This is a genomic window from Leifsonia sp. L25 (genome assembly GCF_050632895.1).
Genome location: NZ_JBODRZ010000001.1, coordinates 110,285 through 130,951 on the forward strand (window position 1 = coordinate 110,285; position 20,667 = coordinate 130,951).

The following is a 20,667-nucleotide window of genomic DNA, read 5'->3' on the forward strand; positions in this document are numbered from 1 at the left end:
TCGTGGGCGGCTGCGCGTACACGGCCTGGAACTCGGGCGCGGCGTGGCACACCTGCTCGACGCCCTCCGCCGGTACGCGCAGCACGCTCAGCCAGATGCCCTCCGGCGCTGTGCTGGCGTTCCGGGTGAACCGCGACCGGGTGGTCCTCAACGACGTCCGGTCCGGCGTCTCGTGGGCCGTGCAGAGCGGGAACACGCGCATCGACAACTGGGACGAGCTGGTCGCCAAGAAGACGACGCAGCAGCTTGTGGACCAGTCCAAGCAGGACACCACGCCGCAGTACGCCAAGCAGGAGCAGCCGCCGGTCGCGGTCGCCGACCAGTTCGGCGCGCGTCCGGGCCGCGTGACGCCGCTGCCGGTGCTGCTCAACGACTACGACCCGAACGGCGACGTGCTCACGATCGACTCGTTCACCGCCATCCCGGCCGGCCAGGGCACGATCGAACTGACGAACTCCGACCAGCTCCTGCAGATCACTCTGCCGGCGACGGCGAGCGGGTCGATCGCCTTCGACTACACGATCTCGGACGGACGCGGCGGCACGGCGACCGCGCATGTCGTCGTGACCGTCCGCCAGCCGCAGGAGAACTCGCCGCCGGTCTGCGTGCGGCCGGCCAAGGCGGTCGTGCAGGCCGGCGGCCGCGTGACCACATCCACGCTCAGCGAGTGCTACGACCCGGACGGCGACCCGTTCTTCCTGGCCGGTGCGTCGGTGCCCGCGCCGGACACGGTCACCTTCACGCCGCAGGGCCAGGTCGCCTACTCCGACCACGGACAGGGCGGCGCCCTCAAGGACGTCGCGCTGACGCTCTCCGACGGCCGCGCGGAGGGGACCGGGCAGCTCGCCGTCACGGTCCAGCCGCCCGGCCAGGTGCCGATCATCGCCGACCCGTTCGCCGTCGTGGCGTACCAGGGCCAGGAGACCACCGTGCGCCCGCTCGACCACGTCCGGGGCGGAAACGGCGTCGTGCGGCTGAGCACGGTGCCATCGAAGGCGGATGCGACGATCACGCCGGACTACCAGGGCGGCACCTTCCGGTTCTCGTCGGACCAGGCCGGCACCCACAACATCGAGTACTCCATCACAGACGGCGTGATCACGGCGACGGGCGTCGTGCGCATCGAGGTGAAGGCGCCGCCCGGCGCGAACACGACGCCGATCGCCGTGCCCCACACCGCCTTCATCCGCGAGCAGTCGACGCAGGACGTGGATGTGCTGTCCACCGACATCGAACCCTCCGGCGGCGTGCTGCTGGTCACCGGGGTGACCGATCCCGCGCCGTCGACCGGCGTCAAGGTGCAGATCCTGCAGCAGCGCACCCTCCGCGTCTCGCTGACCCGGCCGCTCGCGGCGCCGGTCGACTTCCATTACCGGCTGAGCAACGGCCTGGCCGACACGGAGGGGACGGTCACCGTCGTCCAGCTTCCTGCGCTGACCGTGCACCAGCCGCCGATCGCCGTGCCGGACTCCGTGGCGGTGCGCGTGAACGACACGGTCGACATCCCGGTGCTCGCCAACGATGTCCAGCCCGACGGCGACAAGCTGACGCTCGACCCGACGCTCGCCACGCCGCTGCCGGCCGGCGCCGGCCTGCTGTTCGCGACCGGGGACCATCTGCGGTACCTCGCGCCCTCGAAGCCGGGCAACTTCGTCGCTGCCTACCGGGTGTACGGCGCGGACGGGCAGTGGGCCACGGCGGAGGTGAACATCGCGGTGCGCGAGCGCGACCTCGCCACCAACAACCCGCCGGTGCCGAAGACCGTGACCGCCCGCGTGCTGGCCGGCGACACCGTGCGCGTCACCGTCCCGCTCTCCGGCATCGACCCGGACGGCGACTCCGTGCAGTTCATCGGCCAGGAGACCAACCCGCAGAAGGGCGCGGTGATCGCCTCCGGGCCGGACTGGATGGACTTCCAGGCCGGCGCGTACGCCGCCGGCACCGACACGTTCACCTACGCGGTCGTCGATGCGCTCGGCGCCCGCGCGACCGGGACCGTGCGGGTCGGCATCGCGCCCCGCGTCGAGGGTGCGCGCAATCCGGTCGCGGTCGAGGACGACGTCACCACCCGCCCGGGCAAGACGCTCAACGTCCAGGTGCTGGCCAACGACTCCGACCCGGACGGCAGCCCGCTCAGCGTGACCGGGGTCACCTCGCTCGACGGCAAGGCCAGGGCGAAGGTCCAGGGCGACATCGTGGTGGTGACCGCGCCGCAGCAGGAGGGCGCCTACGGCTTCCTTTACACGATCCAGAACGAGCAGGGCGGCACCAGCCAGGCATTCCTGCGGGTCACCGTCGACAAGAACGCCCCGCCGGCCCGACCGGTGGTGACCGACACTGTGCTCGGGCTCTCCGACATCCTCGGCCGGGACACGGTCGACGTGAACGTGCTCTCCAACGTGTTCTTCGCCGACGGGCCGGTCTCAACGCTGAAGCTCTCGGTCGTGTCCGGCTACGGCGGCACGGCGACGATCACAGCGGACAAGCGCATGCACGTGACGATCGCCGCCAAGAGCCAGATCATCCCGTTCAAGGTGGCCAACCCGGAGGACGCGTCCGTCGCCGGCTACGGCTTCGTGCGCGTCCCGGGCTACGACGATGCCCTGCCGCAGCTCAGGCGCGGGGCGCCGAAGCTCACGGTGGTCAGCGAGAAGACGCTCACCATCCACCTGAACGACTACATCGTGGCGATCGGCGGCCGGAAGGTGAAGCTGACCGACGCCGCGACCGTGCGGGCGACCCACGCCAACGGCGACGACCTGGTGGTCGACTCCGAGACCCTCCAGTACACCTCGACCACCCGGTACTTCGGCCCGGCGAGCATCTCCTTCCAGGTGACCGACGGCAACAGCGCGACGGACCCGAACGGCAACGTGGCGACCATCGTGCTGCCGATCGACGTGACGCCGCGCGAGAACCAGCCGCCCGTGTTCACCGGCGCGCTCATCGACTTCGAGCCCGGCCAGTCCAAGACGGTGGATCTGACCAAGCTGACGAGCTACCCGTACGCGAAGGACCAGAACGAGCTCCAGTTCTCGATCCAGAACCCGCGACCCGAGGGCGTCTCGCTGTCGCTGTCGGGCCAGAAGCTGACCATCTCGGTGGGCGCCGACGTGCAGAAGGGCAGCATGCCGTCGATCTCGATCGGGGTCAAGGACGCGGTCAACGCCGGTCAGGCCGGACGGATCGACCTCAACGTCGTACCGTCGACGCGCCCGCTGGCCAGCCCGCAGCCGGACCGCGTGATCGCACCACGCGGGCAGACGACGACGGTGGACGTCCTCGCGAACGACGCAGCCACCAATCCGTTCCCGGGAAAGCCGCTGCGCGTACTCGCCGTGCGCGGACTGGGCGGGGCCCTCCCCGACGGGGTCTCCATCACGCCGAGTTCGGACAACTCCGTGCTGCAGGTCACGGTGTCCAGCACGGCCGCGCCGCAGGACACCACCCTGCAGTACGAGGTCGCCGACGCCACGAACGACCCGGACCGCTATACGTGGGGGACGGTCACCATCTCGGTGCAGGACCGCCCGGCGCCGGTCTCCAACGTGCAGGTCGGGGCGATCGGCGACCGCAGCCTGACGCTGAGCTGGACGCCCGGCGCGTTCAACAACTCGCCGATCACGGGCTTCCAGGTCACCATGACGAGCGCGGCGACGGGAGCGGTCCTCGGCACCACGCAGTGCACGACCACCGTGTGCGCGATCACCACCCCCGGCAACGGACCTCAGAACGCCGTCGTGCTCGCGGTGCAGGCCCGCAATGCGCTCGGCCTGTCCGACCCGACGGACTACGTCGAGCCGGTCTGGTCGGATGTCATCCCGAACGCCCCGGCCAACGTCGGCTCCACCCCGCTGAACAACGGGCTCCGGATCACCTGGAACCGCCCGGCCGACGCCCCGGGGCGAGCCCGATCACGTCGTACCTCGTCACCGTGGGCGGGATCACCAACACCGTGCAGGTCGGGCCGGCCGACACCGGCAGCTACGCTCTGAACGTCACGGACCCGGGGATCGCGAACGGCGCGGCGATCGGGTTCACGGTGGCGAGCCGGAACGCCTTCTATCAGGCCAGGGCGACCTGGAACCAGACCTCCGGGAGCGGGGTGCCCGCCGGTGCGCCGGTGCTGACCGGGACGGCCCCGAGCGCGGCGCCGAACACCGCCGACGGATCGAGCGCCACGCTGTCGTGGCCGAGCGTGTTCGGCGCCAACGGCAAGGCGATCACCGACTACTACGCCGGAGTCTTCCAGGGGACGGCGGAGCCCGGCTGCACCGTCACCGGCGTGGAGACCGGCAACCCGGTGCTGCACGTCGATCCCACGTCGAGCACGTTCATCCACACGCAGGGCGGCAGCGCGACCTTCACCGGGCTGCAGGCCAACCAGACCTACAACTTCGTCGTCTACGCCTACAACGGTCAGGGCTGCACGCCGAGCGCCGTCGTCTCGGCGACGCAGCGCCAGCAGCCGGGATCGGTGCGGGACGTCACGATCAGCGGCCCCACGCCGAGCACGGCGACCACGTGGGACTACCAGGCCTCGGTCGACTACCAGACGGGCAGCGGCTCCAGCCCGGTCATCGGCTACCAGCTCCTCAGCGGCGGGGCGGTGGTCGACAGCGGGCAGCTCAGCGGCACGAGCGGCACCGTCGCGGGTGCTCTCGGCCCGCACTACGGGATGCCGCTCACCCTGAGCATCACCCAGATCTGCGAGACCTACCCCGACGGCACCCAGCTCTGCACGCAGCAGAACTTCACCAAGCCCCTGGGGGTCGCGGTCAGCACCGCGATCGGCGGAGCGCGGTTCGACCAGACGACCGGCACGTTCTCCTGGACGACCTGGCCGACCGGCGCCGGCTACACGCGCGTGACGTACAGCTGCGGCGGCCCCGAGGTCGACATGCCGCCCGTCGGCCAGACCGCGGTCTGCGTCGCACCGGTGGGGACGGCCAACCCGACGCTCACGGTGAAGGTGTACGCCAACGGCGACACGTACAGCACCCCCTACCCAGCCTCAGGCATGCCATGAGCGACGCCAGGCATACTGAGGTCGGCGCGCGCACAGGCGCCGCGCTGCTCACGCCCACCCAGATCGAGCACGACCAGAGAGGCTCCAGCATGACGATGACCCCCGAGCAGGCCGGCTGGTTCTCGGGCGTGTTCGACCGCCTCGTGCAGAACATCGACCGCGTGCTCCTCGGCAAGTCGCACGTCATCCGCCTCGCCCTGGTCGCGCTGCTGAGCGAGGGGCACCTGCTGCTGGAGGACTTCCCCGGCACCGGCAAGACCTCGCTCGCCCGTGCGATGGCCGAGAGCGTGCGAGGCACGACCAACCGCGTCCAGTTCACCCCCGACCTGCTGCCCGGCGACATCACCGGCGTCAACATCTACGACCAGCGCACCGGCACGTTCGAGTTCCACCGCGGACCGGTGTTCGCCAACATCGTGCTGGCCGACGAGATCAACCGCGCCTCGCCGAAGACCCAGTCGGCGCTCCTGGAGGTCATGGAGGAGCAGCAGGTCACCGTCGACGGCGTCCGCCACACGGTCGGCGAGCCGTTCATGGTCATCGCGACGCAGAACCCGATCGAGCAGGCCGGCACCTACCGGCTGCCGGAGGCTCAGCTCGACCGCTTCCTGATGAAGGCGTCGATCGGCTACCCGGACCACGAGGCCACCCTCCGCATCCTGGAGGGTGCGGAACGGCGGGCGCACGAGATCGTCGTGCCCGAGGTCATCTCCGCCGAGACCGTCACCGAGATGGCGGACCTGGCGCGCGGCGTGCACGTCGACCCGACCATCAACGACTACGTCTCCCGGCTGGTCGACGCCAGCCGGTCGGCGGACGAGATCCGGCTCGGCGTCAGCGTCCGCGGCGCGCTCGCGCTCGTCCGCGCCGCCAAGACGCTCGCCGCGGCGTCCGGTCGCTACTACGTGACCCCGGACGACGTGAAGGCCCTGGCCGAGCCTGTGCTCGCGCACCGCCTGGTGCTCGACCCGGAGGCCGAGTTCGAGGGTGTCACCGCGTCCAGCGTCGTCGGCCAGCTCCTCATCGAGGTGCCGCCGCCCAGCGATCGGGCCGCCGTGTGACCAGCACCGTCACCCGCACCCAGGTCGAGCTCACCAACGCGCGAGCCCGCATCGTCGGCGAGCGCGACGGCGTGCTCGCCGACGCCATCGTGTGGGTGGTCCGCACCGGCTCCGTCGTCGGCCGGGCCGTCGCGTCGGTGGCGCGGGCGCTCGGCGCGGTGATCACCCCGCTCGGCTGGTCGATGTTCGTCGTGACGACCCTCGCGCTGGTGGCCGGCTACGTCCTCGGCTGGCGGGAGGCGGTGGTCGCGGGCTGGATGGCCGCCGCGCTCGTGCTGCTGGCGTCGCTCTACCTGGTGGGCAGGATCGCGTACGACGTCGGGCTGACCCTCCCGACGAACCGTGTCGTCGTCGGCGACCGGGCGCCGGGGGAGGTCACGGTCCGCAACCCGGCGCGGCGGCGGCTGCCCGGTGTGCGCGTGGAGGTCCCGGTCGGGACGGGGCTCGCCGAGTTCGCCGCGCCGGCGCTCGCCAGCGGCGAGGAGCACTCCGACGTCTTCGTGGTGCCGACCAGCCGCCGAGGGATCGTGCCCATCGGTCCCGTCCGCACCGTGCGCGCCGACCCGATCGGGCTGCTGCGCCGCGAGATGGTGTGGGCGGAGTCGCTCGACCTGTTCGTGCACCCGCGCACCATCGCCATCCCGAGCATGAGCACGGGTTTCGTCCGCGACCTCGAGGGCGCCCCGACCCGCGACCTGACCCAGTCCGACGTCGCGTTCCACGCGCTGCGCGAGTACATGCCGGGCGACGAGCGGCGCAACATCCACTGGAAGAGCACGGCCAAGACCGGCAGCTACATGGTGCGGCAGTTCGAGGAGACCCGGCGCAGCCACCTCCTCGTGGCGTTGAGCCTGTCGGAGGCCGACTACGCCACCGAGGAGGAGTTCGAGCTGGCGGTCAGTGCCACCGGGTCGCTCGGCGTGCGCGCGATGCTCGACTCCCGCACCGTCTCCGTGGTCGCAAGCGCTGAGACGCCCGACTTCGCCAAGCGGGTGCTGTTCAGCGCCCGGCGGTTGAGCACCGTCGGCCGCGGCCGACTGCTCGACGACCTCGCCGGCGTGGAGACGGCGGAGGCCGCCCTGCGGCTGCCCGAGCTCGCCCAGGTGGCCAGCGAGGACGCCGCAGGCATCTCGATCGCCTTCCTGCTCTGCGGCTCGACGGTCACGGCCACCCAGCTCCGCTCGGCGGCGGCGCACTTCCCGCTGGGCGTCGACGTGGTCGCGATCGTGTGCGACGAGGGCGCCGTGCCGAGTCTGCGGCGCGTGGCGGATCTCAGCGTGCTGACCATCGGCTACCTGGAAGACCTCCAGCGCAGCCTCGCGAAACGGCTCGCGACGTGATCGGCCGGCTGCCCTGGCGCTCCGCCGCCCTCGACACCGCGTTCGCGCTGGCAGCGGTGGCGCTGGCCGCGTGGTCGTTCTGGCCGGTGTACCAGTCCGCGGCTTTCGTCACGATGCTCGTGGCGACGCTGGTGCTCGGCGCCGCCGTCGGCGTGCTGGGCGCGACGTTCCGCTGGCCCAGCATCGTCGTGGCCGGGGTCGTGGTCCTCGTCTACCTGGCGACCGGGGTGCAGCTCGCCGTGCCGAGCCTGGCCACCGGCGGCCTGCTCCCGAGCGGCACCGGCTTCCTGGGCCTGGTGCAGGGGACCTGGCTGTCCTGGAAGCAGCTCGTCACGATCTCCGTGCCCGTCGGGTCGTACGAGGCCCTGCTCGTGCCCGCGTTCATCCTCGTGCTGCTGGCCGCGGTGATCACGACGAGCATCGCGCTGCGGTCGACGATTCCCGAGCTCGCCGGCATCCCGCCCGTCCTCGTGCTGATCGCCGGGATCGCGTTCGGCTCGTCCGTGACCCCCGCGCCGCCCTGGCTGGTGCTCGCCCTGTTCGCGCTCCTGCTGGTCTGGAACATCCGGCTGCGGCTGCGCAGGCGGACGGCCGCGGTGCGCACGCTGCGCGAGCAGAGCGGGCTCACCGTCGAGACCCGGCGCGAGCGCGGCTCGACCGTGATGCTGACGGCGTCGGGCGCGGCCGTGATGCTCGCCGTCGCCGCGGCGGTCGGCATCGGTGCGACGGCGCTCGTGCCTCCGGCGAACGACCGCCAGGTGGTGCGGACGGCGGTCGAGCAGCCCTTCGACCCGCGTGCCTACCCGAGCCCGCTGACCGGGTTCCGGTCGTACTTCGAGCCGCCCGCCGCGTCCCAGCCCATGCTGAGCGTGTCCGGCCTGCCCGCGGACGGGCGCGTCCGGATCGCGACGCTCGACACCTACGACGGCGTCGCCTACTCGGTCGGCACCGACGCGGTCTCCAGCGCCTCCGGAGCGTTCGTGCGGTTGCCGTACCGGCTCGACCAGGGCGGAACCAAGGGCGACCCGACCGAGCTCACGGTGACCGTGCGCGGCTACCGCGGGCCGTGGGTGCCCGGCTCCGGCCAGCTCGAGCAGATCCAGTTCTACGGCCCGCATGCCGCGAACCTGTCCAGCGCGTACTTCTACAACGACGTCACCGGCACCGGCGCCGTGATGGCCTCCCTCCACGACGGCGACACCTACGTCGCCGACTCGGTCACGCCGCCGAAGCTGAGCGCGGCGCAGCTCGCGAAGGTGGAGCCGGGCTCGGACTCGGTGCCCCGCCCCACCGTCGTCCCCGACGAGCTGCAGTCCACCCTGCAGAAGTACACCGCGGGCGTCACCGGCGCCGGGCCGAAGCTCGCCGCCGCGCTGAAGGGCCTGCAGACCGACGGCTACCTGTCCCACGGCGTCGGCCGGAACGAACCGGCGAGTCGTTCGGGCCACGGCGCGGACCGGATCACCGAGCTGCTGACCGACGTTCCGATGCTGGGGGACCAGGAGCAGTACGCCGTCACGGCCGCGCTCATGGCCCGCCAGCTCGGCTTTCCCGCCCGCGTGGTGATGGGCTTCGTCGCGCCCGCCGACTCCCGAGGCGCTGTCACTCTGCTCGGCTCGGACGCGTCGGCCTGGATCGAGGTCCAGACCACGACCGGCTGGGTCACCGTCGACCCGACGCCGCCCGTGCGCGCCGTCCCGCCGAAGCAGCCCCAGCAGCCGACCGAGATCTCCCGTCCGCAGACGAACGTGCAGCCTCCGCTCGACGACACGCCCCAGCAGAACGAGGAGCCGCCGAACGCGCAGGTCGACAGCACCAACCCGCCTGCGCCCAACCCCCTGCTGGAGGCGCTGTTGGCGATCCTGACCGTCGTCGGCTGGACACTGCTCGTCGTCGTGCTGCTCGCGGCGCCGTTCCTCGCCGTCCTCGCGGCCAAGTGGCGCAGACGGTCGCTGCGGAGGTCGGCGCCCACCGCCGCAGAACGCATCGTCGGCGGCTGGCGCGAGTTCGCCGACGCCGCCGTCGACCACGGCTACGACCGGCCGCCGGCCGCCACGCGCCTGGAGTTCGCCACCACCATCGGGGGCACCCGCGCAGCGGCGCTCGCCCAGGTCGCCGACCGTGCGGTGTTCAGCCCGCTGGCGCCGAGCCGGGAGGAGGCCGACTCGGTCTGGAAGGCGGTGGACGACCTCCGAAGCCAGCTCGATCGGCGCGACACGCGGTACAAGCGGTGGCTCGCGGCGGTCTCGCTGCGCTCGCTCGGATACCGTGGGAGGACGGGAGAGAGGACGAGCAGGCGATGAAGTGCCGGGTGTGCGGAGCGGAGCTCACGGAAGGGACGCTGTTCTGCGGCAACTGCGGGAGTTCGGTGACGGCCACGCGCGTGCGGCCCCTGAGATGGCCGACTCCCGGCCCTCGGACACCTCGATCGTCCGGCCGCTCGCCAAACCGCCCGTCGCGCGGTCGAAGCCCGCCGTGGCCGGGCGGTTCCCCGGCGATGTCGAGCTCGACGAGGACGGCCTGCCGCCGACCGAGGCGATCGACGTCGTGTCGCTCGACAGCGCCCCTCCCGCGCCTCCGGCCGCGCGCGTGCGCGTCTACCGGCTGAACTTCTCGACCGGGGAGTCGGTGGAGGTGCGCGGCAGCGGACTCGTCGGCCGCCGGCCGATCACGCAGCCGGGGGAGCACGTCGACCAGCTCGTCGCGATCTCCGACCCGGCCCGGAGCGTGTCCAAGACCCACCTGGAGTTCGGGCTGGAGGGCGATGACCTCTGGATCTGCGACCGCTACTCCGGCAACGGCACCGTGGCGCGTCCGCTCGGCGGGACCGCACGGCAGTGCGAGGCCGGTCGCCGCTACCGGGTCGAGCGGGGCACCCGCGTCGACATCGGCGACCAATGGTTCGACGTGAGTTGAGCTTCGATGTGGGCTGAGCGGCGGACCGCTCAGCCCACATCCGGGTCAGACCAGCGCGTCCGCGAGCGGCGCGTCCACGATCCCGTGCGCCTCGGCGACACCGGCGTTGGTGACGTGGCCGTCGTGCACGTTGAGGCCGAGCGCCAGCGACGCGTCGGCGCGCAGAGCCGCCTGCCAGCCGTGGTTCGCGATGGCGCGCGCGTACGGCAGCGTGGCGTTGGTGAGCGCGTAGGTGGAGGTGTGCGGGACGGCGCCCGGCATGTTCGCCACGCAGTAGAACAGCGACTGGTGCACCGTGAAGGTGGGGTCGGCGTGCGTGGTCGGGTGCGAGTCGGCGAAGCAGCCGCCCTGGTCGACCGCGATGTCCACGAGCACGCTGCCCGGCTTCATCCGGGAGACCAGCTCGTTGCCGACCAGCTTGGGCGCCTTCGCGCCGGGGACGAGCACCGAGCCGATGACGAGGTCGGAGGCCACGACGGCCTTGTCGATCTCGAAGCTGTTCGACGCGATGGTCTTGATGCGACCGGAGTACAAGGCGTCCAGCTCACGGAGGCGGGCGATGTTGGTGTCCAGCACGGTGACCTCCGCGCCGAGGCCCACCGCGACTGAGGTGGCGTTCGTGCCGGCGACACCGCCGCCGAGCACCGTGACGACCGCGGGGTGGGTGCCGGGGACGCCGGGCACCAGCAGGCCGGGGCCGCCGTTCGGCTTGAGCATGGTGTTGGCGCCGACGATCGGGGCGAGCCGCCCGGCGACCTCGCTCATCGGGGCGAGCAGCGGCAGTGCCCGGTTCGGGAGCTGGACCGTCTCGTACGCGATGGCGGTCACGCGGGCGTCGACCAGAGCGCGGGTGAGCGCCTCGTCCGCCGCGAGGTGCAGGTAGGTGAACAGCACCAGGCCCTCGCGGAAGTAACCGTACTCGGAGGCGATGGGCTCCTTCACCTTCAGGATGAGATCACCCGCCGCCCGTCGCGGCCGCGTCGGGGAGGATCGTCGCCCCCGCGCCGCTGTACAGCTCGTCGGGGATCGAGGAGCCGACCCCGGCTCCGGTCTCGACGTACACCTCGTGGCCGGCTCCGACCAGGTCGTGCACGCCTGCGGGCGTAATCGCCACGCGGAATTCGTTGTTCTTGATCTCGCGGGGGATCGCGACCTTCATGGGGCTCCTCAGCTCCTCACACTTCGACGTGATGGTTCGACTTCACCTTAGCCGCCTTCACGGAGGATTTCGATAGCGATTCGATGAGCAACGTGCTGATTCCGTAAAATCGGCCTCCGATCGGGGCGGATTTCGTCAGTTCGTCTCGGCGCGCATTCGTGCGCCGCACGCTGTGTGCGGTTTCGCCCGTCTTTCGGACGAAACGGAACGGATTTCGTGACGATCATGTTTCCAAATGGATGATTCGCACGCTGAAGGGTGCGGATCGCACCGGTCCTATGCCAGGATCGACCCACCGCGGCGGCACGACGACGTGCTTCCGGCGGACAGCCCTCCAGGCAACACCAGATAGACCCGAAGGAGCTCCGCAGTGAATTCAAGGCCACTCCCTGAAGACCCGATGATCCGCCGGCTGGTCCAGTCCGCCCGCGCGTCGCAGCTCACCCGCCGCGGTCTGCTGGCCGGCGCGACGGCCGGCGCGGCAGCGCTCGCGCTGGCCGCCTGCTCGACCGGCGGCGCGTCGGGCAAGCCCACCCCGGCGAAGGACCAGTCGTCCACCGACAAGACGCTCACCTGGGCGAACTGGCAGGCGTACCTCGACCAGGACGCGAACGGAAAGTACCCGACGCTGGAGGCCTTCCAGAAACAGACCGGCATGTCGGTCAAGTACGACGTCGCCGTGGACGACAACAACACGTACTACGCCAAGGTGAAGGACCAGCTCGCACTCGGCAAGGACATCGGCGCCGACACCGTCTGCCTCACCGACTGGATGATCGCCCGGTGGATCCGCCTCGGCTACGTCCAGAGCTTCGACTCCTCGGCCATCCCGAACAAGAAGAACCTCACCTCGAACCTCGTCGATGTCGACTTCGATCCGGGCCGGAAGAAGTCGCTGCCGTGGCAGAGCGGCTTCGCGGGCATCTGCTGGAACAAGTCGAAGCTGCCGAACGGCCTGAAGTCGATCGAGGACCTGTGGAAGCCCGACCTCAAGGGCAAGGTCGGTGTGCTCAGCGAGATGCGCGACACGATGGGCCTGCTCCTGCTGCAGCAGGGCGTCGACATCTCGAAGCACTTCAGCGACGACGACTACAACAAGGCCATCGACACACTGACCCAGAAGGTCAACGACGGCCAGATCCGCAACATCAAGGGCAACTCGTACCTCAACGACCTCAAGTCCGGCGACACCCTCGCGGCGATCTGCTGGTCCGGCGACATCACCCAGCTCAACGCCGAGGCAGGCGACAACTGGCAGTTCGCGATCCCGGAGGCCGGCGGCACCCTGTGGAGCGACAACTTCGTCATCCCGATCGGCTCACCCCGCAAGGCGAACGCCGAGAAGCTGATCGACTACTACTACGAGCCGGAGGTCGCCGCCGAGGTCGCCGCCTGGGTCAACTACATCACGCCGGTGCAGGGCGCCAAGGAGGCCGCGGTCAAGATCGACCCGAACCTCGCCGAGAACCAGCTCATCTTCCCCGACAGCGAGACGCTGTCGAAGGTGAAGATCTTCCGCAGCCTCACGCCGGCGGAGGAGCAGAAGTACCAGGCGTCGTTCCAGAAAGTGATCCTGGGGGCCTGATGCCGAAGGGAGTCTTCGCCGAGTCGGGCGCCGACCTGCAACTCGTCGGCATCACGAAGCGGTTCCCCGGGTTCACCGCCATCGAGAGCCTCGACCTGACGATCCCTGCCGGGTCGTTCTTCGCCCTGCTCGGCCCGAGCGGCTGCGGCAAGACGACGACGCTCCGGCTGGTCGCGGGCCTCGAGGAACCGACGGCGGGTCGCATCCTCATCGGCGGGAAGGACGTCACCAGCACCAAGCCGTTCCAGCGGCCGGTGAACACGGTGTTCCAGAGCTATGCGCTCTTCCCGCACATGACGATCCTGGAGAACGTGGCGTTCGGCCTCCGCCGGCGCCGGATCGGCGACCCGGTCGCCAAGGCGCACCAAGCGCTGCGGTTGGTGGAGCTCGACCACCTGGCGGCGCGCCGCCCGTCGCAGCTCTCCGGTGGCCAGCAGCAGCGCGTCGCGCTCGCCCGCGCGGTCGTGAACCGGCCCGCGCTGCTGCTCCTCGACGAGCCGCTCGGTGCGCTGGACCTCAAGCTGCGCCGCCAGATGCAGCTCGAGCTGAAGTCGATCCAGACCGAGGTCGGCCTGACCTTCGTGCACGTCACGCACGACCAGGAGGAGGCCATGACGATGGCCGACACGGTCGCGGTCATGAACAAGGGCCGGATCGAGCAGATGGGCGCGCCGGAGCTGCTCTACGAGCTGCCGTCGACGGTGTTCGTGGCGAACTTCCTCGGCCAGTCGAACCTCTTCGCCGGTCCCGTCATCGACAGCGCGGGCGAAACGCTCGGCGTGGAGGTCGGCGGCCGGCGCATCCAGGTGCCGCGGACCCGGGCCCAGCGCAGCTCCGGCACGGTCACCGTGGGCGTACGCCCGGAGAAGCTGACGCTGCACGCGGGGGAGCACACGATCCCGCCCGGTGCGAACCGGCTCGGCCCCGGCCGGGTCATCGACGTCTCGTTCAGCGGCGTGAGCACGCAGTACCTCGTGGACATGCCGGGCATCGGCACGGTGATCGTGTTCGCGCAGAACCTCGCGAGCGGCCCGGCCGCCGGCTTCGGCGACGAGGTCTGGGTGTCGTGGGAGGCCTCCCACACCTTCGTGCTGGCCGACGAGCCGCCGGCCGACGGGAGATTCGCGGACGACACCGACACGCAGTCGGTGGCGGCGCAGGCGAAGGAGCGGCTGCTGTCCGAGCTGGAGGAGGCGTAGATGGCCATCGCCGCGTTCACCGGGGCTCCCGCAACCCAGGACCAGGAGCCTCCGGCGCGGCGCAAGTCGGGGATCGCGCTGGTCCTGCTGCTGCCCGGCGTGCTGTACCTGGTGCTGTTCTTCCTGACCCCGCTCGTCTCGCTCATCATCACGTCGTTCCAGACGCCTGCGCCGGAGGGCGACATCGGGCAGTACGTCGCGGCGTTCCAGTGGCAGAACTACACCGACGCGATCTCCGAGTACTGGCCGCAGATCCTGCGCTCGTTCGGCTACGCGCTGATCGCCACCGCGGCGGCGCTCGTGATCAGCTACCCGCTGGCGTACTTCATCGGCGTGAAGATGCGGTCGAAGCCCGTGCTGCAGAACCTGCTGATGACCCTCGTCATCGCGCCGTTCTTCATCAGCTTCCTGCTGCGGACCCTCGCCTGGAAGTCGATCCTCAGCGACGACGGCTGGGTGGCGAGCTCGCTGAAGGCGCTCAGCATCCTTCCGCCGGACGCCCACATCACCGGCACGCCGTTCTCGGTCATCTTCGGTCTGACATACAACTTCATCCCGTTCATGACGCTGCCGCTGTACTCGACGCTGGAGCGGCTGGACACCCGGTTGCTCGAGGCGGGGCGCGACCTCTACGCGAGCAACTGGATGACGTTCCGAAAGATCACCGTCCCGCTGTCGATGCCCGGCATCGTCTCCGGGACGCTGCTGACCTTCATCCCGGCTGCCGGCGACTACATCAACGCGTCGCAGGACTTCCTCGGCGCCGCGGACACCTCGATGATGGGCAACGTCATCGAGAGCAACTTCCTGGTGCTGCAGAACTATCCGGCGGCGGCGGCGATGTCGGTCATTCTGATGGCGGTCATCCTGGTGATCGTCGGGTTCTACGTGCGGCGGAGCGGGACGGAGGACCTGCTGTGACGACCACGACGACCACGCGCTCGCGCCCCCGGTTCCGGTTCCAGGGGCTCGGGCTCGGCGTGTACGCCTTCCTGGCGCTGGCGTTCCTGCTGATCCCGATCGTGTACACGTTCGTGTTCTCGTTCAACGACGCGATCAAGAACAACATCGCCTGGCGCGGCTTCACCCTCCGCAACTGGACCAACGTGTGCGACGCGGCCGGCATCTGCGACGCCTTCACCGCCTCGATCATCATCGGCATCGTCTCGACGGTGATCGCGACGGTGCTCGGCACCATGATCGCGATCGCGCTGATGCGCTACCGGTTCCGGTTCCGCTCGCAGACCAGCCTGCTGCTGTTCCTGCCGATGGCGAGCCCGGAGGTCGTGCTCGGCGCAGGACTCGCGGCGCAGTTCCTGAGCCTGAGTGTGAACAAGGGCTTCGGGACGATCATCATCGCCCACGTCATGTTCTGCATCAGCTTCGTGGTGGTGACGGTGAAGGCACGCGTCGCCTCGCTCGACCCGGCGCTGGAGGAGGCCGGACGCGACCTGTACGGGTCGCCGAACGCAGTGTTCTGGCGGATCACGTTCCCGCTGCTGCTGCCGGGCATCCTGTCGGCCGCACTGCTGTCGTTCTCGCTGAGCTTCGACGACTTCATCATCACGAACTTCAACGCCGGAGCGGTGACGACGTTCCCGATGTACATCTACATCGCGGCGTCGCGCGGCATCCCGGCCCAGGCGAACGTGATCGCGTCGGCAGTGTTCATCCTGACGATCCTGGTCGTGCTGATCTCCCAGCTCACCGCGGCCGCCCGCGCCAAGCGCCTCGCCCGCGCCACCCAGTGACCCCTCCGGCGGGAGGTCAGCGCGTGTAGGAGGCGCGGATCTGGCCGACGGGGACGCCGTTGCCGAGGACCGCGAGGTCCAGCTTCAGGGCGACGGCGTCCACCGCGGTGCGCTCGATCGCGCCCGCGTCCGCCAGCAGCGACAGAGCGACGATGGAGGCCGCGCGCAGGCTGCCGTCGAGGACCTTGAGGCTGACGGTGGTGCCGTCCGGCGCGGCCATGACCATGACACCCTCGGCGCCGAGCTTGGCGAAGATCCCGAGCTCATCGATCACGACGGTGTTGGCGCGGCCCGGACCGTCGATGGCCCAGCCGTTGGCGAGCACCGCGGTCCGCAGCAGGGCCGCATTGCGGTAGAGCGCGAAGGGCGAGCCCTCCGACGCCGTGCCGATCCGCTGGATGCCGCGCGCGAGCGCCAGCAGCGACATCGCGTGCACGGGAGCTCCGCAGCCGTCGACCCCGGTCGCGACGACCTTCTCGCCGGTCAGTCGCTCCGTGGTGTCGCGGATGTGCTGCTGCAGCGGGTGCTGCTGGCTGAGGTAGCTCTCCATCGGCCAGTGGTTCACCCGACAGGCCAGCAGCATCGCGGCGTGCTTGCCCGAACAGTTCATGTACACCGGGCTGCGCTGGCCGCCCTCGCGGATCGCGTTCTCACGCGATGCGCCGTCCAGCGGCCAGTCCGCGGGGCAGTGCAGAGCGTCCTCGGTGAGCTGGGCCTGCGCGAGCAGTCCTCGCACCACCGAGATGTGCGCGGGAGTGCCCGCGTGGCTCGCTGTGGCGAGCACGGCGCCCGCGCCCTCCAGGGTCGCGCCCGCGCCCATGACCGCCACAGCTTGGAACGGCTTCAGAGACGAGCGCGGGAACACCGGCTTCTCCGGCGCCCCGAGCGAGCGGACGACGGCGCCGTCCGGGCCGAGCACCACGGCGGACCCGGCGTGACGGGACTCGATGAACCCGCTGCGCTCGACGACCGCCAGCTCCACCGCCTCGGCGGTGCCGAAGACCTCCGAAGTCACGGCGACCTCCGGCGTCACAGCGCGGCGAACGCGTCGTCGAGGACGGACATCGCATCCGCGATGAGCTCGTCGCTCACGGCGAGGCTCGGCAGGAAGCGGAGCACGTTGCCGAAGGTGCCGGCGTTGAGGAACAGGATGCCGTGCTGCGCCGCGTAGGCGACGATCGCGTTCACTGCCTCCGGGTTCGGGATCTTGGTGGTCTCGCCGGTGCCCGGCTGGACCAGCTCGATCGCGACCATCGCGCCGATGCCGCGCACGTCGCCGATGATGTCGTACTTCGCCTTCAGCTCCTCCAGCGCGGGCTTGAGGGCCTTCTCGATGCGTGCGCCGCGGGCGAGGAGGTCGCCCTTCTCGATCTGCTCGAAGACCGCGATGGCGGCCGCCGCGGCGACGGGGTTGCCGCCGAAGGTGCCGCCGAGGCCGCCGGGCTGGGCGGAGTCCATGATCTCGGCGCGGCCGGTGACGGCGGCGAGCGGGAGTCCTCCCGCGATGCCCTTGGCGCTGAGCACCAGGTCGGGCACGAGGCCGAAGTGCTCGCTGGCGAAGAACGCGCCGGTGCGGGCCATGCCGCTCTGGATCTCGTCGGCGATGAAGACGACGCCGTTGGCCGTGCACCACTCCTGCAGCGCCGCGAGGTAGCCCTCGGCCGGGACGACGAAGCCGCCCTCGCCCTGGATCGGCTCGGCGACGAGGCAGGCCAGGTCGGTCGCTCCGACGACCTTCTCGAGGTATGCGATGGTGCGCGCGGCCGCCTCGGCGCCGCTCAGTCCGTCGCGGTACGGGTAGGAGTTGGGCGCGTGATAGACGTCGCCGGCGAACGGGCCGAAGCCGGTCGCGTACGGCATGGCCTTGTAGTTCATCGCCATCGTGAGGTTGGTGCGGCCGTGGTACGCGTGGTCGAGCACGGCGACGGCGCGGCGGCCGGTGTGCTTGCGGGCGATCTTGACGCCGTTCTCGACGGCCTCCGCGCCGGAGTTGACCAGCACGGTCTTCTTCGCGTGGTCGCCCGGGGTGTGCGCGGCGAGGAGTTCGGCGACGCGCACATACTCCTCGTACGGCGTGATGGTGAAGAGCGTGTGGATGACGTCCTGAAGCTGATCGGCGGCGGCCGCGACGACCGCGGTCTCGGTATGGCCGATCGTGGTCACGCCGATGCCGGCGCCGAAGTCGACGAACTGGTTGCCGTCGACGTCGACCAGGATGGCGCCGTTCGCGCGGGCGATGTACACGGGCAGGGCCGACGAGACTCCGGTCGGCACCACGGCGAGGCGGCGCTGATGCAGCTCCTGAGACTTCGGGCCGGGGACGGCGGTGACGATGCGGCGTTCTTGCTCCACGGTGAACGTGGGCGTGCTCAGGGTCTCAGTCATGATGATGGCCAGTTTAGCCGGGGTGCGAGAATCGAACCATGAAGCTCGAGCACCGCTATGCGATCGACCTGCAGTGGACCGGCAACCGCGGGGAGGGGACCAGCGGCTACAAGTCCTACGGCCGCGACCACACGGTGAGCACCGAGGGCAAGCACCCCATCGAGGGATCGGCCGACCGCGCCTTCTTCGGCGACACGGACCGCTGGAACCCGGAGGAGCTGCTGCTCGCCGCGCTCAGCCAGTGCCACATGCTCAGCTACCTGGCGGAGGCCGCCCGGGCGGGCGTCGTCGTCGTGGGCTACACGGACGCCGCGACGGGCGTCATGGAGCAGACGAACGACGGTGGAGGCCACTTCACCGGCGCGACGCTGCGGCCCAAGGTGACGATCGCCGACCCGGCGCAGGCCGAGCTGGCGGCGTCGCTGCACGCGCCGGCGTCGGCCAAGTGCTTCATCGCCGCCAGCGTCAACTTCCCTGTCGCTCACGAGCCCGAGCTCCTCACCCTCGCCTGACCCCCACTCTGGCTGACGACATTCGTACCGAATGTCGCGAAAACGCCGCCGCATTCCCCGCATTCGTGCCGAAGCGCGCGGACTGCGCGCGACGACATTCGTGCCGAAGCGCGCGGACTGCGCGCGACGAGATTCGTGCGGAATCGCGCGGGGGCGAGAGGGAGCGAGCGCTAGAGGCGCTCGGGGCGCAACGCGCGCTTGACGCGCTCGACCGTGTTCGCCGGCGGCGACTCGTTGTACGTGCCCGCGAGCTCCTGTCCGGTGAGCTTGTGGATGGCCGCCATGATCTCGTCGGTCGCCTGACGGCGTGCGCGGCCGGACTCCGGGGGCCCGTAGTGCGCGACGTCGATCGGCTCGCCGAACGCGATGGTGATGCGGCGGACGCGCGGGAACTTCGCACCGACCGGCTGCACCTCGTTCGTGCCGATCAGCCCCACTGGGACGACCTTGGCCCCCGTGGTCAGCGCCAGCCAGCCGATCCCGGTGCGGCCCTTGTAGAGCCGGCCGTCGAGCGAGCGGGTCCCCTCCGGATAGACCGCGAAGGCGGCGCCCGTGTCGATGATCCGGCGCGACTGCTCCAGGGCCTCCTGGGCGGCCTGCCCGGCCCCGCGCTTGACGCCGACCGCGCCGATCGCGGTGAAGAACGACCGCGAGACCGCGCCCTTGAACCCGGTGCCCTCGAAGTAGTGCGACTTGGCGAGGAACTGCACGCGGCGCGGCGAGGTCATCGGGATGACCAGCGAGTCGATGAACGACAGGTGGTTGCTGGCCAGGATGATCTTGCCGTGGCGCGGCACGTTGCGGGCGCCGATGACGCGCGGCCGGTAGATGAGGCGCAGCAGCGGCGCCACCACCCGGCGGCCGATGAAGTAGGTCAGTCCCGGACGCGGGAGGACCTCCGCCTCCGCCTCGGGCCCTTCGCCGGGTGCTGTCTGACTCACAGAACGAGGGTAGTCCCGGACGTATGCCACGGACGGCATGAGACGGTCACCGCCCGAACGGCCGCAGCGGTGCGCAACCCCACCCTCCGGTGTAGATCAGGCACGGGAGCTGGAGCCCCGGGTACCGCACACTGCGCGGGTCGCCGAACCAGGAGGTGTACAGCCGCGAGAAGTTGAGGTTGCCGAAGGCCGAGCACGCGTCGCCCGGACCGGTCGGATGTGCGACCGTCTGCTTGTCGGGCTGGTACGGCGTGTAGTTGTAGAGGTTCGCCGTGGCCTGGTTCACGACCGTGACCGTGCTCGCCCCGCAGCCGGCGTCGGGGTGGTACTGGATCCGGTTCGCGCCGACCCGGTAGCGCCAGTCGGTCGGGTGCGCGGTGTACTCCCGGAACTGCCACGCCGCGCGGTAGACCTGGTTGAAGAAGCCGAAGTAGCGCGTGTCGCAGGCCGCGGTGTCCGGGCACGCGTACCCGGTCGCCTTCTGGTACCCGGACGCGCTCGGCGTGGTGAGCAGCGACTGCTCCTTCTGCAGCAGCACCAGGAGCACACGCGGGCTGACCGTGCAGGCCCGCGCGATGCGCACGACGATGCTGCTGGCCCGCTCGTTCCTCTGCGCCGGGATGGCGGCGCAGCGTTCGGCGGAGGCCGGGGTGCGCGGCGCGTCCATGCGGAAGTCCGACAGGCACGGGGAGGCGTCCTTGGGGGTGCACGCGCGGGTGTCCAGGAAGCGCTGCACCTGGTCGGCCGTCATCGCATACGGGTTGTAGAAGCTGTCGTCGCTGATGATGT

The 20,667-nt window shown here is 70.5% G+C and carries 15 protein-coding genes and 1 pseudogene; 11 read left to right on the forward strand and 5 right to left on the reverse strand.

Translation table 11 applies throughout. The features are described from left to right. The first annotated feature begins 2 nt into the window (after positions 1 to 2). From ACRAWC_RS00585 to ACRAWC_RS00610, 6 genes are all read left to right on the forward strand, one after another. The gene (locus ACRAWC_RS00585; RefSeq protein ID WP_431346001.1) at positions 3 to 3,995 is read left to right on the forward strand and encodes an Ig-like domain-containing protein; all 3,993 of its coding nucleotides are present in this window, start codon (positions 3 to 5) and stop codon (positions 3,993 to 3,995) included. After that, positions 3,935 to 5,029, forward strand: coding sequence for a fibronectin type III domain-containing protein (locus ACRAWC_RS00590; RefSeq protein ID WP_431346002.1), 1,095 nt, complete (start codon positions 3,935 to 3,937; stop codon positions 5,027 to 5,029). The genes ACRAWC_RS00585 and ACRAWC_RS00590 overlap by 61 nt, the downstream gene beginning before the upstream one ends. 89 nt (positions 5,030 to 5,118) lie before the next feature. Further along, positions 5,119 to 6,090 carry an AAA family ATPase gene (locus tag ACRAWC_RS00595; protein WP_431346015.1) on the forward strand — a complete coding sequence of 324 codons (972 nt, stop codon included), beginning with the start codon at positions 5,119 to 5,121 and terminating at the stop codon, positions 6,088 to 6,090. Beyond that, positions 6,087 to 7,430, forward strand: a complete 1,344-nt coding sequence (locus ACRAWC_RS00600) for a DUF58 domain-containing protein (RefSeq protein ID WP_431346003.1) — start codon at positions 6,087 to 6,089, stop codon at positions 7,428 to 7,430. The genes ACRAWC_RS00595 and ACRAWC_RS00600 overlap by 4 nt, the downstream gene beginning before the upstream one ends. Then, positions 7,427 to 9,733: a transglutaminaseTgpA domain-containing protein gene (locus ACRAWC_RS00605; protein ID WP_431346004.1), complete on the forward strand. Its 2,307-nt coding sequence runs from the start codon at positions 7,427 to 7,429 to the stop codon at positions 9,731 to 9,733. Before ACRAWC_RS00600 ends, ACRAWC_RS00605 begins: the two co-directional genes overlap by 4 nt. A gap of 94 nt (positions 9,734 to 9,827) precedes the next feature. Next, entirely contained in the window at positions 9,828 to 10,346 is a 519-nt protein-coding gene (locus ACRAWC_RS00610) for a hypothetical protein (protein WP_431346005.1), read from the forward strand. 45 nt (positions 10,347 to 10,391) lie between these two features. Here the strand turns inward: ACRAWC_RS00610 and ald are convergent. Next, a pseudogene (gene ald / locus ACRAWC_RS00615) lies at positions 10,392 to 11,505 on the reverse strand (alanine dehydrogenase). A gap of 400 nt (positions 11,506 to 11,905) precedes the next feature. Here ald and ACRAWC_RS00620 point away from each other — a divergent pair. The 4 genes from ACRAWC_RS00620 to ACRAWC_RS00635 are packed head-to-tail and all read left to right on the forward strand — an operon-like array spanning position 11,906 to position 16,040. Further along, positions 11,906 to 13,090, forward strand: coding sequence for an ABC transporter substrate-binding protein (locus tag ACRAWC_RS00620; RefSeq protein ID WP_431346016.1), 1,185 nt, complete (start codon positions 11,906 to 11,908; stop codon positions 13,088 to 13,090). Continuing rightward, the gene (locus tag ACRAWC_RS00625; protein WP_431346006.1) at positions 13,090 to 14,289 is read left to right on the forward strand and encodes an ABC transporter ATP-binding protein; all 1,200 of its coding nucleotides are present in this window, start codon (positions 13,090 to 13,092) and stop codon (positions 14,287 to 14,289) included. The genes ACRAWC_RS00620 and ACRAWC_RS00625 overlap by 1 nt, the downstream gene beginning before the upstream one ends. Continuing rightward, positions 14,290 to 15,210, forward strand: a complete 921-nt coding sequence (locus ACRAWC_RS00630; RefSeq protein WP_431346007.1) for an ABC transporter permease — start codon at positions 14,290 to 14,292, stop codon at positions 15,208 to 15,210. Then, the gene (locus tag ACRAWC_RS00635) at positions 15,207 to 16,040 is read left to right on the forward strand and encodes an ABC transporter permease (RefSeq protein WP_431346008.1); all 834 of its coding nucleotides are present in this window, start codon (positions 15,207 to 15,209) and stop codon (positions 16,038 to 16,040) included. Before ACRAWC_RS00630 ends, ACRAWC_RS00635 begins: the two co-directional genes overlap by 4 nt. A 16-nt stretch (positions 16,041 to 16,056) precedes the next feature. Here ACRAWC_RS00635 and ACRAWC_RS00640 read toward each other — a convergent pair whose 3' ends face one another. After that, a complete protein-coding gene (locus ACRAWC_RS00640; protein ID WP_431346009.1) occupies positions 16,057 to 17,055 on the reverse strand; it encodes an asparaginase in 999 nt (332 codons plus the stop codon). 14 nt (positions 17,056 to 17,069) lie between these two features. Then, the gene (gene gabT / locus ACRAWC_RS00645) at positions 17,070 to 18,425 is read right to left on the reverse strand and encodes a 4-aminobutyrate--2-oxoglutarate transaminase (protein ID WP_431346010.1); all 1,356 of its coding nucleotides are present in this window, start codon (positions 18,423 to 18,425) and stop codon (positions 17,070 to 17,072) included. Positions 18,426 to 18,463: 38 nt separating this feature from the next. Here gabT and ACRAWC_RS00650 point away from each other — a divergent pair, with 38 nt between their 5' ends. After that, entirely contained in the window at positions 18,464 to 18,937 is a 474-nt protein-coding gene (locus ACRAWC_RS00650) for an OsmC family protein (RefSeq protein WP_431346011.1), read from the forward strand. Between the two features lie 170 nt (positions 18,938 to 19,107). Here ACRAWC_RS00650 and ACRAWC_RS00655 read toward each other — a convergent pair whose 3' ends face one another. Beyond that, the gene (locus ACRAWC_RS00655; RefSeq protein ID WP_431346012.1) at positions 19,108 to 19,917 is read right to left on the reverse strand and encodes a lysophospholipid acyltransferase family protein; all 810 of its coding nucleotides are present in this window, start codon (positions 19,915 to 19,917) and stop codon (positions 19,108 to 19,110) included. Positions 19,918 to 19,924: 7 nt separating this feature from the next. Next, on the reverse strand, positions 19,925 to 20,667 hold a 743-nt coding region (locus tag ACRAWC_RS00660; RefSeq protein WP_431346013.1), incomplete at its 5' end, for a hypothetical protein.